The organism is Shewanella sp. JNE2, assembly GCF_023159115.1.
GTDB classification, from domain to species: Bacteria; Pseudomonadota; Gammaproteobacteria; order Enterobacterales; family Shewanellaceae; genus Shewanella; species Shewanella putrefaciens.
Window position 1 is genome coordinate 1465350 of the sequence record NZ_CP096169.1, and the last position, 14574, is coordinate 1479923.

At 43.4% G+C, this 14574-nt stretch carries 11 protein-coding genes; 10 read left to right on the plus strand and 1 reads right to left on the minus strand.

What is annotated here, in order from left to right:
- Window positions 1-119: 119 nt before the first annotated feature.
- From MZ182_RS06545 to MZ182_RS06590, 10 genes are all read left to right on the plus strand, one after another.
- A complete protein-coding gene (locus tag MZ182_RS06545) occupies window positions 120-3341 on the plus strand; it encodes a DEAD/DEAH box helicase (protein WP_248065684.1) in 3222 nt (1073 codons plus the stop codon).
- A gap of 48 nt (window positions 3342-3389) precedes the next feature.
- Complete coding sequence (locus MZ182_RS06550; RefSeq protein ID WP_011790007.1) at window positions 3390-4145, plus strand: phosphatase; 756 nt, start codon at window positions 3390-3392, stop codon at window positions 4143-4145.
- Between the two features lie 93 nt (window positions 4146-4238).
- Entirely contained in the window at window positions 4239-5060 is an 822-nt protein-coding gene (gene cysQ, locus MZ182_RS06555; protein WP_262917224.1) for a 3'(2'),5'-bisphosphate nucleotidase CysQ, read from the plus strand.
- A 72-nt stretch (window positions 5061-5132) separates the two neighbouring features.
- Complete coding sequence (gene mak, locus MZ182_RS06560; protein ID WP_248065685.1) at window positions 5133-6050, plus strand: fructokinase; 918 nt, start codon at window positions 5133-5135, stop codon at window positions 6048-6050.
- 147 nt (window positions 6051-6197) lie between these two features.
- Complete coding sequence (locus tag MZ182_RS06565) at window positions 6198-6893, plus strand: YdcF family protein (RefSeq protein WP_011918991.1); 696 nt, start codon at window positions 6198-6200, stop codon at window positions 6891-6893.
- Window positions 6894-6896: 3 nt separating this feature from the next.
- Entirely contained in the window at window positions 6897-7574 is a 678-nt protein-coding gene (locus tag MZ182_RS06570) for a DUF2982 domain-containing protein (protein WP_248065686.1), read from the plus strand.
- 779 nt (window positions 7575-8353) lie between these two features.
- The gene (locus tag MZ182_RS06575; protein ID WP_115015209.1) at window positions 8354-9052 is read left to right on the plus strand and encodes a DUF2931 family protein; all 699 of its coding nucleotides are present in this window, start codon (window positions 8354-8356) and stop codon (window positions 9050-9052) included.
- 645 nt (window positions 9053-9697) lie between these two features.
- The gene (locus tag MZ182_RS06580; RefSeq protein WP_248065687.1) at window positions 9698-9934 is read left to right on the plus strand and encodes a hypothetical protein; all 237 of its coding nucleotides are present in this window, start codon (window positions 9698-9700) and stop codon (window positions 9932-9934) included.
- Window positions 9935-10049: 115 nt separating this feature from the next.
- The gene (locus tag MZ182_RS06585) at window positions 10050-10619 is read left to right on the plus strand and encodes a hypothetical protein (RefSeq protein ID WP_248065688.1); all 570 of its coding nucleotides are present in this window, start codon (window positions 10050-10052) and stop codon (window positions 10617-10619) included.
- Window positions 10620-10693: 74 nt separating this feature from the next.
- Complete coding sequence (locus tag MZ182_RS06590) at window positions 10694-11611, plus strand: DUF4238 domain-containing protein (RefSeq protein ID WP_248065689.1); 918 nt, start codon at window positions 10694-10696, stop codon at window positions 11609-11611.
- A 522-nt stretch (window positions 11612-12133) separates the two neighbouring features.
- On the opposite strand, the gene MZ182_RS06595 is transcribed toward MZ182_RS06590, so the two are convergent.
- On the minus strand, window positions 12134-14431 hold the full coding sequence (locus MZ182_RS06595; RefSeq protein WP_115015593.1) for an OmcA/MtrC family decaheme c-type cytochrome: 2298 nt from the start codon (window positions 14429-14431) through the stop codon (window positions 12134-12136).
- Window positions 14432-14574: the final 143 nt, after the last annotated feature.

Below are 14574 nucleotides of genomic sequence, written 5' to 3' on the forward strand. Positions count from 1 at the left end.
GAGTGCGATTCTGGCTTTCGCTAATCGCTTTCAATACAATCCCAATCACTCATTGATAAATGCTCGCAGACAATAGCGTGATGCCGTCTGCGGGTATTTTTAGTTTCAAGGTTTTGCTGATGAATCGTTTATCCCCCCAAGAGCCAATTCAATTGACTCAAGCCTCCGTTGAGTCATTATTCACGCCGCCGACGTTAATGCGAGCCCGTGATTATGTGATGAAAGGGCGGGTATTAAACGTAAAAGCAAACGCTGATTTTCGCCATATTGAAGGTTTGGTCAGCGGTACTGAACGTGCTCCTTATCGACAAGATATCCGTCTTGTTAGCGTTAACCATAAGCTGATCATGAACGGTTTTTGTTCCTGTCCTGCAACGGGGCATTGCAAACATATTGCCGCTGTACTTTACAGTTTGCTCAGTGATAAAACGGTAGAAGATCAACGTATTACCCAATGGCTACATTTACTGGATGAAGCCGATGATCTTAAACTTTATGACGTTGATACGCTTTATGAAGATCGTGTGCTCTATGTGCTTTCGAAGGATGATAATGGTGTATTTGTTGAATTTCGCCGAGGCAAATTGGCTAAGAAAGGTGGGTACAACAAAGGGTCAAAGGTTGCGCTATCCGATGTGCAATATTTTATGCCCGCTTGGATCGGTTCTGATGATGTGCTTATTCTTAACTTGGTTATGTCGACCCGTCGCCACGGTGCTTCACGTCTCTATTTAAAAGCGCAGTTAGGTGCGGTCGCGTTAGAGAGAATGCTTGCGACCGAACGTTGTTTTTGGGAGGAAAGCCGTATTCCTCTGAGTCAAGGGGAGGCGGTAAGCCCTGTTTTTGTCTGGAGTGATATTGATAGTGAGCATAAACAAATACAGTTGGTGTTGCCCAATAAGGACAATTGGGAGCTGATCTCCACCGCGCCACCTGCTTATATTGAGTTGGATTACTTTAAGGTAGGAGCTGTAAAAACAGACATTAGTATCGATAAGTTAATGTTGTTAAATCATATGCCTCCGGTGCCAAGTTCACAGATAGAAACGGTGAGTCATAAGCTGATAAAACATTTCTCCGCCAAAGTAGTTCCCACACCTCTTCCGATTGATTTTGTAGAACTTCAGGCACCTTTGCAGATAAGGTTAACGCTAACGTCACAGGACTTACCTGAGCATGCGATGGCTCAACCATTCGTATTACTGGAGTATGTTTATCAAGATGTGGTGCTTGGGGGGCGTTATATTGATGAGCCGCTATCTTTAGTCACTCAGGGAGGCAAAACATACCAAGTCATGCGGCAGGTCGCGTTGGAAAAAGACGCGATTACTCGTTTGATGGCGTTAGAATTTGCTGAACTTGATCCCTCATTTTTCCCTAATAGCAATAGCCTAAGTAGTATTTGGAGTTTAGGGCATTTACCTGAAGCCATTAAAAAGTGGTTAAGGTTTATTGAGCTCTGTATTCCGGCCTTAGAGGACTTGGGTTACCAAGTCTGTTATGCCGAAAACTTTAGCTTAAATGTGATTGATACTCCTCTTGCTATTGAGCTTGATGACTCAGAGGAAGGCTGGTTTTCCCTATCTCTCAATGCGGATATTGATGGCCAAAGTATTCCTATGTTGCCCCTGATTGCCACTTGGCTTAAACAGCATGGGGAACCTGCGGATGATGCTGAATTATTACTCCCAAGCCCAAATGGTGATTGGTTAAAAGTCAAAGCCAGTGTGATTAAACCATTAGTGAGCATTATTTTAGAACTATTTGAGAGTCACAAAGGCCACAGTGTTGCGTTACCAAAGTATCGAGCCCATTTGCTGAATGATTTTGTCGAGAGTGAAATACGTTTATTAAATGGTGAACGGGTGAGAAGTCTGGCGGCAAAATTGGATCAATTTCAGGGTGTCGTTGAGGTGGATTTACCTCAGCAATTACAAGCTGAATTACGACATTATCAACATCAAGGTTTAAATTGGCTCTGTTTTTTAAAGGAATATCAGCTTGGTGGCATTTTGGCCGATGATATGGGACTCGGTAAAACGATTCAAACATTGGCCTTTTTACTCAAGCAGCAAGCGCTTAAGTCCACGGGAGCGAGTTCCTCACCAAGTTTAATCATTTGTCCCACGAGTTTAGTGGGTAACTGGGCCAAAGAGGCGACTAAGTTTGCCCCTTCATTAAAGCTGGTGGTGATCCATGGTGCAGCCCGTAAACCCTTGCTTGAGTGCTTAAATGAATTTGATGTTGTTGTAACGACCTATCCGTTAATGATGCGTGATAGCGAATATTATCAGCCGCATATATTTGAACATATTGTCTTAGATGAAGCCCAGCAGATTAAAAATGCCCAAGCAAAAGTGACTCAAATAATTAAAGAGTTACGCTCCCCATTCAAGTTATGTTTAACAGGAACGCCACTGGAAAATCACTTAGGTGAGCTTAAGTCTTTGATGGATTTTTGTTTACCAGGGCTTTTAGGGACAAATGCCTTTTTTAACAAATCCTTTAGACATAGTATCGAGCGTTATGGCGATACAGATAAGGCAAAGGCATTGAGCCAGCGTATTGCTCCTTTTGTGCTGCGTAGAACAAAAGATGAAGTCGTCAGTGAATTACCGGCGAAAACCGAAATCGCTCAAATCTTAGAACTTGAGAAAGATCAGCGTAATCTCTATGAGAGTATTCGCTTAGTCATGGAGAAAAAACTGCGGGATCTATTTGCAAACCAAGGTGTTAACAGTAGCCATATTGAATTTTTAGATGCGCTGTTAAAGCTACGTCAGGCCTGCTGTGATCCGCGTTTAGTCAAGTTAGAGCAAGCACAAAAAGTAAAGAATAATGCTAAGCTGGATTGGCTTAAGCAAAACTTGCCTGAGATGGTGCAAGAAGGTCGTAAGGTATTGATATTCAGCCAGTTCACTAGCATGTTGACCTTGATTGAAGCAGAGCTGCAATCGTTAAATATTGATTACAGTAAACTGACAGGACAAACCCGTTGGCGTCAAGCGCAGATTGATCGATTCCAAGACGGTGATACACCTGTGTTTTTAATCAGTTTAAAGGCCGGGGGAACAGGGCTAAATCTCACGGCTGCCGATACCGTTATTCATTACGACCCTTGGTGGAACCCTGCCGCAGAAAAGCAAGCCACAGATAGGGCACATCGTATTGGTCAAGATAAGCCAGTATTTGTGTATAAATTAATTGCTGAAGGTACTGTTGAGGAAAAAATCCAAGAAATGCAGCAGCATAAGCAAAATTTGGCCGACAGTATTCTTGAAGGGAAAGGCAAAGGGGCATGGCAGGGTAGTGCCGATGAACTGTTATCGCTTTTTAGCTAATTCGGACCCGTTTCTTTTAATAATTACATTATTTGACTGAGGTGAACCATGCAGTACCAAGTCGACACTCATACACATACCGTGGCATCGACCCATGCCTATAGCACGATTCATGACTATTTAGCGGTGGCGAAACAAAAGGGGATCCGTCTATTTGCAACGACAGATCATGGTCCCGCTATGGCAGATGCACCGCATTTTTGGCATTTTGTGAATTTAAGAGTGCTGCCGCGTATGGTTGATGGTGTTGGGATCCTTCGTGGTATTGAGGCAAATATTAAAAATATCGACGGCGAGATTGATTTCTTTGGGGATTATCTAAAGCAGCTTGATATCGTGCTTGCGGGATTCCATGAGCCTGTCTATCCACCCTCGGATAAAGCAACCCATACCGAAGCCATGATTAATACCATTAAGAGTGGCAAGGTCGATATCATTACCCACCCAGGTAATCCTGCATATCCTATTGATATTGATGCTGTTGCTCGTGCGGCAGCCGAATACGGTGTTGCCCTTGAAATCAATAACTCTTCCTTTGAAGTGTCGCGTAAGGGCAGTGAAGCCAATTGCACCGCGATTGCAAAAGCGGCGAAGGAGTTTGGCACCATTCTTGTGATGGGCTCAGACTCCCATGTGGCTTTTAGCTTAGGGGGATTTGAACGAGCCCTAGCCATCATTGATGCCGCAGGATATCCCAAATCTCAGCTACTTAACCGTAGTCCATCTGTATTGTTAGGCTTTCTAGCGCAACGCGGTCATCACACTGTGGCTGATTTACAGGCTTTATTTGATGAAGCGGTTTAACACATCTGCCTTAGTCGATTTAGCTTGGTGAATGATTAATTTATTCTTAATTTTCAATTGATGACAGTGGCATAATGCCAAGATATTTGCGGAATGAAGGATATTGTGGTGATCGATAAAAGGGCAATTGCACTAACACTCACAAAGCAAGATTTGCTTGAGGTTGTTAATATAGCCAAGGCTGCGGGTGATGCGATTATGGCGATTTACGAACAGGATGATGTTGTCGTCAGCCATAAGGGAGATGATAGTCCTATCACGATGGCAGATGTTGCTGCGCATCATATTATTGTGCAAGCGCTTACTGCGCGATTTTCTGGTATCCCTGTGATGTCTGAAGAAGCTTCGGATATTCCATGGGAGGAGCGGCGTCAATGGCAATGCTATTGGCTTATTGATCCTTTAGATGGCACCAAAGAATTTATTAAGCGAAATGGTGAGTTTACCGTTAATATTGCGCTTATTCATCAAGGGATTGCAATTGCTGGTGTTGTTTATGCCCCCGTGTTTAATACCTTTTATTATGGCGCTAAACATTTAGGCGCATGGCGGCAAAAAAAGGATGTTGAGGAGCCCCTTGCTGGGGTTACCTGTCAACGCGATGTGCCTATTATCGTGGGTAGTCGTTCGCATTTAAGTCCAGATCTCGCCGAATATTTAGCGCGGCTAGGTGAGCATAAGATGCTCAGTGTAGGAAGCTCACTCAAATTTTGTCTATTGGCACAAGGTGACGCCGATTTGTACCCTCGATTAGGCCCAACCAGTGAATGGGATACGGCTGCGGCGCAGGCCGTACTGGAAAGTGCTGGGGGGAAAGTAGTTCGTTACGGCTCAGATGATGCGTTAACTTATAATCAAAAATCGGAAATATTAAACCCTTATTTTATTGCTACAGCACCGGGCTGGGTAGGATAACCAGATCGGTGAATTGCGTGATGGTTATATATCAACTCGATAAGGCAAAAGAGGCACACTGGAGTCATTGTTATGATACGCATAGGCGTGGATTTAGGTGGAACAAAAATAGAATTAGTGGCCCTTAGTGAAGAAGGCAATGAGCTTTTTCGTAAACGTATTACGACCCCCCGTGACTATCAAGGCACCCTTAGGGCCATTGCTGATCTAGTTTACGAAGCTGAGGCGACGCTGGGTGAGAAAGGCACTGTTGGCGTTGGGATCCCAGGGGTGATTTCTCCCTATTCAGGTTTAGTGAAAAATGCCAATTCGACATGGATTAATGGTCACCCTCTCGATGTGAATTTAGGCGAATTGCTTGAGCGTGAGGTTAGGGTTGCGAATGATGCCAATTGCTTTGCAATATCGGAAGCTATAGATGGTGCGGCGGCAGGGAGGTCTGTGGTTTTTGGCGTGATCATTGGTACAGGTTGTGGTGCTGGTGTTGCCATTAACGGTAGGGTTCATGCGGGTGGAAATGGAATTGGCGGCGAATGGGGCCATAATCCGTTACCTTGGATGACAAAAGATGAGTTCAATACGACCCGCTGTTTTTGTGGTAATCCAGATTGTATTGAAACCTTTATCTCTGGAACTGGTTTTGTGCGTGACTACAATGCGGCGCTTATTGCTGTGAGTGATTCTGGGGCCTTGGCTAAATCGGGTGCTGATATTATGGCTCTGGTTGATAAAGGCGATATCATTGCGATGGCAGCCTTTGAACGCTATGTGGATAGGCTTGCGCGCTCCCTTGCCCATGTCATTAACTTACTCGACCCTGACGCGATAGTGCTAGGTGGTGGCATGTCGAATGTTGAAGCGATTTATCCTCGATTGCCAGCACTACTAACCTGTTACGTGGTTGGACGAGAATGCCGTACACCAGTATTACAAAACCTTTATGGTTGTTCGTCTGGGGTGCGTGGCGCCGCTTGGTTGTGGGAAAAATAATCCCTGCGAACAGATTATTTATACCATCGCCCAGCTAAATGCTGGGCGATGCGTTTATGGCACTTTTGATGCTATGATTGCGCTTCTTTGGGTTATTTGGCATGGATCTTCATGTTTTGGGTTAAGAAAGTGGTCTCGCAGGGAATAATGCCTATTCCCTTTATCCTGCTGTTATTGCTTGTTTCTTTATTTATTTGGCGCCGTACTATGGCGAAATATTTAGTGGCGAGTGCTTTTATCCTTTTGCTCTTTTTAAGTAGCCAACTAAGCGTAAGCACACTTGTTCGCCCGCTAGAATCAATCTATCCCATTAATTCCACGCCTATTAGCGGTCAATGCTTTGTCATGGTGTTAGGCTCTTCTCACTCAGATATTCAAGCAGCAACCGCAGTACAGTCCTTATCGGCAGTTGCGTTAGCCAGACTATCAGAGGGGATTCGTCAGCTAGGGCTTGGTCAGGATTGTATTTTGATTGTCAGTGGCTGGGGAGGAGAACTTACCCAAATTTCCCATGCAGAAATGATGGCGAAGGCTGCAGTGGAGTTAGGGGTTGATAAAAGTAAAATTATTCAATTTCCGCTAGCGAGAGATACCCTAGAAGAAGCGCAATATCTCAAGTGGGAACTTGGAGATTCATCTTTTCGTTTGGTCACATCGGCATCTCATATGCCAAGGGCTATGGCTATTTTCACTGGGAAAGGCTTATTGGCCAGTGCTGCTCCTACGGATTTTAGGGCGCGGGATGATTTTTGGTGGCGACTGACTGCCGATAATCTCGTGTCATCCCAGCGGGCCATCCACGAATATATTGGCCGTTTATGGCTTTGGATAAAACAGGAATAAAACATGACCTCAGAGTCTGACGTGGTATCGGTACGACCATTATCTAAGCGAAATGGATTAACGCTCACTTGGGGAGGCGCCTGTTCTCTTATATTAGGCTTTGGGTTATTCATCCTTTTCCCAACACTTTTTGCAATAGGGCTAGTTTTTTTCAGTTTAGGGGCGATTGCACTGATCTTGGGATTAGCGAAGGTCTATGAGCCTGAAACGACGATAAGCTTAGATGAAAAAGGATTAAGTTATTTTCATCGCCGCGGAAAAGTGTTCATCGCATGGGATAATATTCAGCGTCTTGATATTCCTCGTGTGACTCAAGGTTTCAACACCATTGAACTGTCTTATTTAGGCATTAAATTAAAACACTTAAATCCGGTTCTCGATAACATATCCCTACGCTTAGCGACAGGATTATTGACTGAGCAACGTCCATTATTAGTGACCGCTGCTTCTCAGCAGGAAGATCTTGCTACCCTAGAGACATACCTTGGTACTGAATTTAGTCCTTTAGTGATTGAAGGGGACAGATATCGTGGTGTGCTGGCGATGTTTGGTCATCGCTGCGTTATGCTTGATACCCATTTAGGCTATCACCTCTATATTCCCCACGACAGTTTGGACCGAGACCCAAAAGAATTTATTAAACTGTTAAGGCAGCGAATTGCACAGGGGACTCATAGTTAGGTCTGAGGGCTCTACTAAAACGAGAAGGTCACTGGTGCAATAATGCCAATTCTCACTAACCCTATCGCTGTTCGTTTAGCTAAAAAGCAATTGCCCCAAAAGCGTGTTTGAAATGGATATCTATCGAGGTTTAGCCATTTGTATTTGCCCTCAATAATCTAATATTAGCTTTAATAGAGTGGCCAGACTCGCTATACCATTACATATGGATATTCCATCATGATGGTAGTGATGTTAAAAAGGTATCAAATTCAATGAGCGAGTGGCTGGCTCGTACCACTAACGCTTAACAAGTCGAAACGCTCTGGCTGAAGCATTGCACTAATAAAATGTTAGGTGTCTGAAAATATGAATCGAAATACGTACCACATTATCGTTACATGGAGAGAAGGAGACTCTTCTATTCAGTCATTAAATGAAGATGACTTTGAGTCTATGCGACGAGGCATGATCGATGGGGGATTTAACAATCTTCAAATTGAGTGGTACGAATCAGGCAACTTACATCTACCAGATCGAGTTTTGGTTTTCGTATATTGGGAAAATCCGGACACCGCGCCGGATTATGAACAGGTGCGTAAATGGGGCAGAGAAATAGCAGAATCGCACCGCATATAGGGCCCTAGGATGCAGATGAAATGAAACGGGGCGAAGCGTAATAATTTAGTGATCTCAGTACACTTGCGCTACAGCGCGGATACCGGGCTAGTCAGTATCCACAATAGAATGGGTGAAAAAGAGGTTAGCAAGATGACGGGTAACCAAAAGGGAGGTTATTAATGCGCTGGATACTATTATTGCTGCTGTTGCCATTGACCACAGCTTGTCAGACTGTTCCAACTGAGCCAAAAAATCTAGAGTGGCGCCATATGGTGGGCTCCAACTCAGATGAACTTTGGGTAACCGAGGTACTCTTTTATCGTCATGGTAAGTTGGTGGATGCCTCAACCAATGGTTCTGCCGGATTTTTCGGGGTTGAAGGGTTAAAAGAAAAAGACTATCGCTGGAGTATTTCTAAAGGAAGTCACACCACACGGCCGATTCCGGATCAGGTGGAGCTAGAGTGGATTTCATTTCACGACAAGAAGCGCTATCGCATAAGTTTGGCGTTGCCAGCAGAGTTAGAAAGCATAATTGCGCAACCTTATCGCTTCAAAGTGAGGGATGTGTGGCGTGAAGAGCGTCGTAGGAATATTGGGCTGGGTATGGCGACCGGAGGTTATGTCGAGGCGTTTTTAACCAATGCCAAAGTGAAGCCTGATATCCTGCTGGCTAGGGGGATTGCTAAGGAAATTCAAACCTCGCAAGACAAGGAAAATCCCATCACTAAAGTCTACAAAGTGTGGTTCGACGATTTTGATAAAGCATATCGTGATGCCTATCAACAGTACCCTACACCCAGTGGCATGGCCTGGGCTCCAATCATGGACGCTTACCGCGCTGCACAACCCAAAACAGATACAAACCCCGTGCAATGATGATATCAATGAACTGGATACTCTTACTGCAGCTATTGCCATTGACCATAGCTTGTCACGCCGGTCCATCTGGGATAAAAATCAAGAGTGACGCCATATGGTCGGTTCCAATTTGGATGAACTTTGGGTTACCCACCAACTGAATAAAAAACTGCTACCGCAACAAAGCCAATTCCTTTAGCATCATTTATACCAATTGACACGGATGTAGCTACTGGCAAGTCCAAAACGCAATTTATGCCCCATTCCTCGTTAGCAAAGTGGCATCTAGCTCACTACAACATCAGTATGTTGACCTAATTTTAGTAATGCTACAGAGTTTTGGCCTTATCAGTTCTATCCAACCGCAATCACGTAAGCTAATGAGTAAATGTCATACGAGTATCAGCCTGAATGCGAGGTCATAATACTGTTAATCAGGGTCAGCAATTTGTCTGACGTGGGAATTTAATAATGAGAAAGCTAACACAATATCAAGTAATTACCCATCAAACTGTATAAAAACCACTACCGTAAAAAAGCAAATTCCTATAGCATGATTTACACCCATTTACACGGATGTGGCAGTGCCAAGTCCAACAAGCGATTTATGCCCTGCAAACAGCGCAGCGCATAAATACTAAGACGTTAGGAGTCTTGAGTAACATGGAAATTGAAGGAAGAAAATATACCCTTGTTGTTACAAGCGCTAACGACTTCGATACACTTAGCTTGGAATGCACACTCGATAACGAATTAATAATCGAAGCAGAGCTAGTCAGTTATAAGGAAAAACAGGCAAAAATCCACTTCCATAAAAGTGGGCTTTCGCTAAATGTGGTTGAGGCGTTCATCAATGAGGTCAATAAAGAGCTAATTCATGGCGGACAGAAAAACTCCTAACAAGTTGCTTAATTTCATTCCGGCCACAAACAGCGTGGCCTCCACTGGACTGCCTACGTTACGCTGCGGCAGCCAATTAGCAAAGCGTTAGCTGTCTTTCCTAGTCGGGGATTACATGGAAGATAATGAAGTAAAAATTTATTTTGGTGGAGATTTAACGAATCTCTACGAAATAGGCTGGTTATCATCAGACTTGAGCCAGTTGGTCGACTTTGCAGAGCTGGTTGAGTCTGGCGAGAAGGAAAGAACTGAAAAGTTCTTTGGTGAAAAATCGCGCCCGTTTAATCGCTACACTAAAGTAGTGGATAAACCACATAAAAGACCTGAAATTGTAGATGTTCGTAAAGGCTCTGTAGAACTAATAATTGCAGGTTGCAGTGTCGCAGCGACTGTAATTATGCCTCTAGTACAAATTGCTGTACAACGGTATTTTGCGGCAAGAGATGAGGAAGTTTCTTTTCAAATAAGCCCGAAAGACACTAATTTGCAGCGAATAATGAACTCTTATGCAAATGGAGATTTTGGTCTTGGCACAGAAGGTTTAACTATGCTGATGGCTATTCTGGAGCAGCGAAACTATAACGTAACCCTATTGGCCCAGAATATATATTTGGTTGAGCATGTTGTTGATAAATACGCCCAACGTATGATTAAGACTATCAAGAAGAATCGACCGAACAGCTAACAAGACGCTCAAGCAAGGACGCAGCTTGCTGCGCCGCTTAGCTTGGCGTTATATTTTTATTTGAGTTTTGAAGTATGAAAAAAAGAAGACATCATTATGTTTGGCGTAATTATCTGCGTTCTTGGTCTGATAATGAGCAAATATGGTGTGTAAGAAACAAGAAGGTTTTTCCAACTAACTTAATGAATATAGGGCAAGAGCGAGACTTCTATCGCCTTAATGAGTTAACAAAACAAGAAGTCTCGTTTTTAACATTATTGATCAATCAGCATACCTCTGAGGCAATACAAAAATTGAATCATGGGTGGGTGGAACTCTTTACCGCCGTATTTAGAATCCGTGAACAAGTCAATAAGCATGGGTTAAGCGACGATGAGTTCGAAGCTGAGATTGAGAAGCAAATAATTAACTTAGGTGAAGATTTTCATTGTGGAATAGAAGAAGGTGCAATAAAGTTTTTGGATGGTTTCCTAGATAATGGGACTAACTTTCTTGCAGATGAAGATAATGCTATCGAGTTTATTCATTATTTTTGCGTTCAGTATTTCCGAACTAAGAATATGAAAGAAAACGCGGCATCTTCAGTATCTGAGTTAGGCTTGCTTGATGTGGATAAAGCATGGAATATCCTAAGTCATATGTTTTCTACTTCTTTGGCTTGGAGTATATATGCTGAGCGATCGCAGTGGAGTTCGGTTATTTTAGAAAATCACACATCTTCCCCTTTTCTTACTAGTGACCAACCGATTATTAACACTTACGCAGCTTTTGATAAGCAAGTCAAAGATCACGATGAATTGGAGTTCTACTATCCATTGTCACCTGAAAAAGCACTGTTACTCACAAAAAGAACTGAATATAAAGGCGTGCCATCTAAATCTTTAAATGAATTAGAGGTAAGCGGTTACAATGACATTATGATTGATATGTCCCATGAACAAATCTACTCGTTTCAAAAAGAACAGTTAGAAATGTATGTTCAAAAAATATAACAAAGCATTTAAGAGTGATTAGCAACACTTGGCGCTTTCGCTTCGCTCAAGTATAGCCAATCGCTGCTCACACCTTAATGCGGCGTTAGCCCATAGAAATTTTAATCCGAAACAGACGCGTTAGAACAAAGGGTCTATGACGCTTTTGTCCACAAACGTGCTGTGTATTTCTTTAAAACTTACAGGCTACACCGATGTTAAACAGGTGAGCCAGGGTGATTGGCGAGACGACCGTCCACTCCATGGACGCTTTTTGGCATTAATGCCATCGCGGCATTTGTAAATCCTTTCACATCAGACGGTGCGGCCCTACATTTGAACAACATCCATATTTAACTGGCAGTTCGCAGTCCATGGCTCTCATTCATAAACCGAGTCATTAGATTGAAGCTTATTTGCCGATTTAGTACGCCTGTTTCTCTGATTATTACACGATAAAAAGGCGATAAAAAAGGGGACCTTAATGGTCCCCAATGAATTGCAGGGGCACTACGTAGAGTAGTGCAGGGCTACCCTCAGGTACTAGTGTGCACCCCCTGCGTGTACCTTATCTATGCCATAGGTTTTGCCTTCAGCATGGCAGGTTGCACAAGATTCAATCGGCAAGTTCGCATCTGTCACTGCATCAGCTTCGACAATTGCGCCATTAGTTCTAAAGTGCGCTACCGCTGCTGCATCTGAGTGAGCGTGACAACTACGGCATGATTCAGCCACAGGTGAAATATAGTAATTCCCAACTTTGACTGAACGTTTTGCTGAAGCTAAACCACCGTCATTCGCAAACAGTTTAGTATTATCTTTATGACATGCTGAACATGCAGTTTCGGGAGAAGGATAACCAACTAATTTACCTTCAGCATCACGGAAGATCCCTGCGATAACATCAAAGTTACCACTGTGGAAACGGTGTGATACGGTGAATAAGTCTTTGTTCTTGAAGGTGACATTCGGATTGATTACTTTGCTGCCATCTGTACCTTTATACACAACAGTTGGATGATATGTTGAACCTGTAGTCTCATTATGACAGTGCATACATTGATCAAAGGTGTAAGTGCCATGTCGAGTACCTTTGATATAATCCAAGGTGCCATGGCATGCATTACATTTTGCTTCTTCCACGGTAATACGAGCAGGATCGGCCATACGCGCTTTGACGACAGTACTGCTATCTAAGCTGTAAAACTTAATTGCAGAGTTGACACCAATCGGATTGGTTAGACCAAACTCAAGCCCTGTCGCATTACAACTGACCACTTTGCCCGCTTTAATACAGACGTTAGCTTCAGAACCAACATAGATAGTGCCTAGCGCTTGCGCATCAGGAATCTCTTTCACAAAAGTTAAGATACCACTGGATAATGTACCATGTTCTAGTTTCAGACTGATTGGTGTTGGTTTAACATCAGACCAAGCGTAAACGGTACCATCGTTAGCAACATTACCGAGTAATAAGCCGTTAGCAACAAACATACCTGTTGGGTTTGTTGTTGCATTATAGGTGGCTAAACTTGTGCCATTAGGAATAGGTGCGCCATTCATGGTGACATTTGCGGTTAATGTTAATGTTTTCATGCCTAGCGTGGCTGATGGTCCAACGGATGCGCCCGTAAAATCAACGGTAAACAGCGATGCATACTCTGCGCGTTTGCCTACACTGTGTACGGTTTCAGGCGCTAAGCTGCCAGTACCATGACATGCTTTACATTGAGTATCATCCGTCTGCGCTAAACCAAACTCAGAATGGTTTTCTCCTGTGGTAAAGTTCACATTGATATGGCAACCCACACAGGCCTGCGCATAAATATTTGTGTTATAGCTAGAGGCGCCATCATGGCAGGATTTACATTCTTTTAAGTCCGATGGGAAGCCAATTTCACCAAAGTATTCTTTTGCTTCACCACTTAGACTACCACTAATGTGATGGCCAGCATGGAGTCTGTGGATCATTGGACCAAAATCAAACACCCAGCCTTCGGCTAATTGCGCTTCAGTCGGTACAAGATCTGGGTTATGGCAAGCGACACAGTTTTCAACACTTTGATAGTTGTGGTGAGCTTCAATTTTCGCAATATGGCCATCGACTTCGCCATGACACTTGATACATGCGGCGCTGCTTACTGTATCTTTTGCTGATACTGCTAATTCATCGGTAGCAGGAATAAAGTCAACAGGTGCAGACAATACTTTGTCAGATAAAGCGACACCAGTGCTATTTACGATGTTGTAGGCTCGCAAGATAACTCTGTGCAATGCATTCGGATTATCGTTTGGATTGATGATTGGTGCGGCACCAGAATAAGTCCAACTCGCCGTATAGCTGCCTGGATTATTTACATCTTCAGTTAAAGTACAAGCGTTTTTAGTACCGTTAAGGCCCGTTAAAGTACAAGTTAATGAAGTACCGGCTTGATTTGCTGTTGCATTATTCTGCCATTCAATTGGTGCACCCGTACCTGAAGTGTTTTCATTGGCGGTTAAGGAGTAAATGGCTATTTTGTCGAGTCCCATAAAGGGAACATCTTTACCTGCATTTTTACCTGTTAATGAAAACTTAATACTGAATCCTTCACTGCTCGTTACCTTGATATCTTGAGGACTTACAGTAAATTTGAGGTCGGTAATTGAGTCAGCGGTTTTAGCAAATGTTCCTGCTGGTGCCCCTGGCGTACCAGGTGTTCCGGGGGTGCCTGGCGTTCCAGGAGTCCCTGGTGTACCAGGTGCGCCATCTTTACCATCATCACCGTCTCCGCAGGCGGTTAAACATAGGGCACTGGTGAGTGCCAGTACCAGTAGAGATTTATTGTAGTTTTTCATCATCGCGTCCCTTTTCTTTCTATAAGACTGCGTGTGCAGCGTCTCTAATATAGGGCGAACCATCTACTTATAAAGTGGTATTTGTGAGTTTGTATCTGATATGTGAAGGATGATTTAACAACTTAAAATGGTAATTTCAAAAGATG

What these genes read in the sequence shown, in the direction of transcription:
- cysQ (WP_262917224.1), top strand. Translation starts at nt 4,239, where the DNA reads ATGAAGGATATTGTGGTGATCGATAAAAGGGCAATTGCACTAACACTC.
- MZ182_RS06585 (WP_248065688.1), top strand. Translation starts at nt 10,050, where the DNA reads ATGGAAGATAATGAAGTAAAAATTTATTTTGGTGGAGATTTAACGAAT.
- MZ182_RS06545 (WP_248065684.1), top strand. Translation starts at nt 120, where the DNA reads ATGAATCGTTTATCCCCCCAAGAGCCAATTCAATTGACTCAAGCCTCC.
- MZ182_RS06550 (WP_011790007.1), top strand. Translation starts at nt 3,390, where the DNA reads ATGCAGTACCAAGTCGACACTCATACACATACCGTGGCATCGACCCAT.
- MZ182_RS06580 (WP_248065687.1), top strand. Translation starts at nt 9,698, where the DNA reads ATGGAAATTGAAGGAAGAAAATATACCCTTGTTGTTACAAGCGCTAAC.
- mak (WP_248065685.1), top strand. Translation starts at nt 5,133, where the DNA reads ATGATACGCATAGGCGTGGATTTAGGTGGAACAAAAATAGAATTAGTG.
- MZ182_RS06590 (WP_248065689.1), top strand. Translation starts at nt 10,694, where the DNA reads ATGAAAAAAAGAAGACATCATTATGTTTGGCGTAATTATCTGCGTTCT.
- MZ182_RS06570 (WP_248065686.1), top strand. Translation starts at nt 6,897, where the DNA reads ATGACCTCAGAGTCTGACGTGGTATCGGTACGACCATTATCTAAGCGA.
- MZ182_RS06565 (WP_011918991.1), top strand. Translation starts at nt 6,198, where the DNA reads ATGCCTATTCCCTTTATCCTGCTGTTATTGCTTGTTTCTTTATTTATT.
- MZ182_RS06575 (WP_115015209.1), top strand. Translation starts at nt 8,354, where the DNA reads ATGCGCTGGATACTATTATTGCTGCTGTTGCCATTGACCACAGCTTGT.
- MZ182_RS06595 (WP_115015593.1), bottom strand. Translation starts at nt 14,431, where the DNA reads ATGATGAAAAACTACAATAAATCTCTACTGGTACTGGCACTCACCAGT.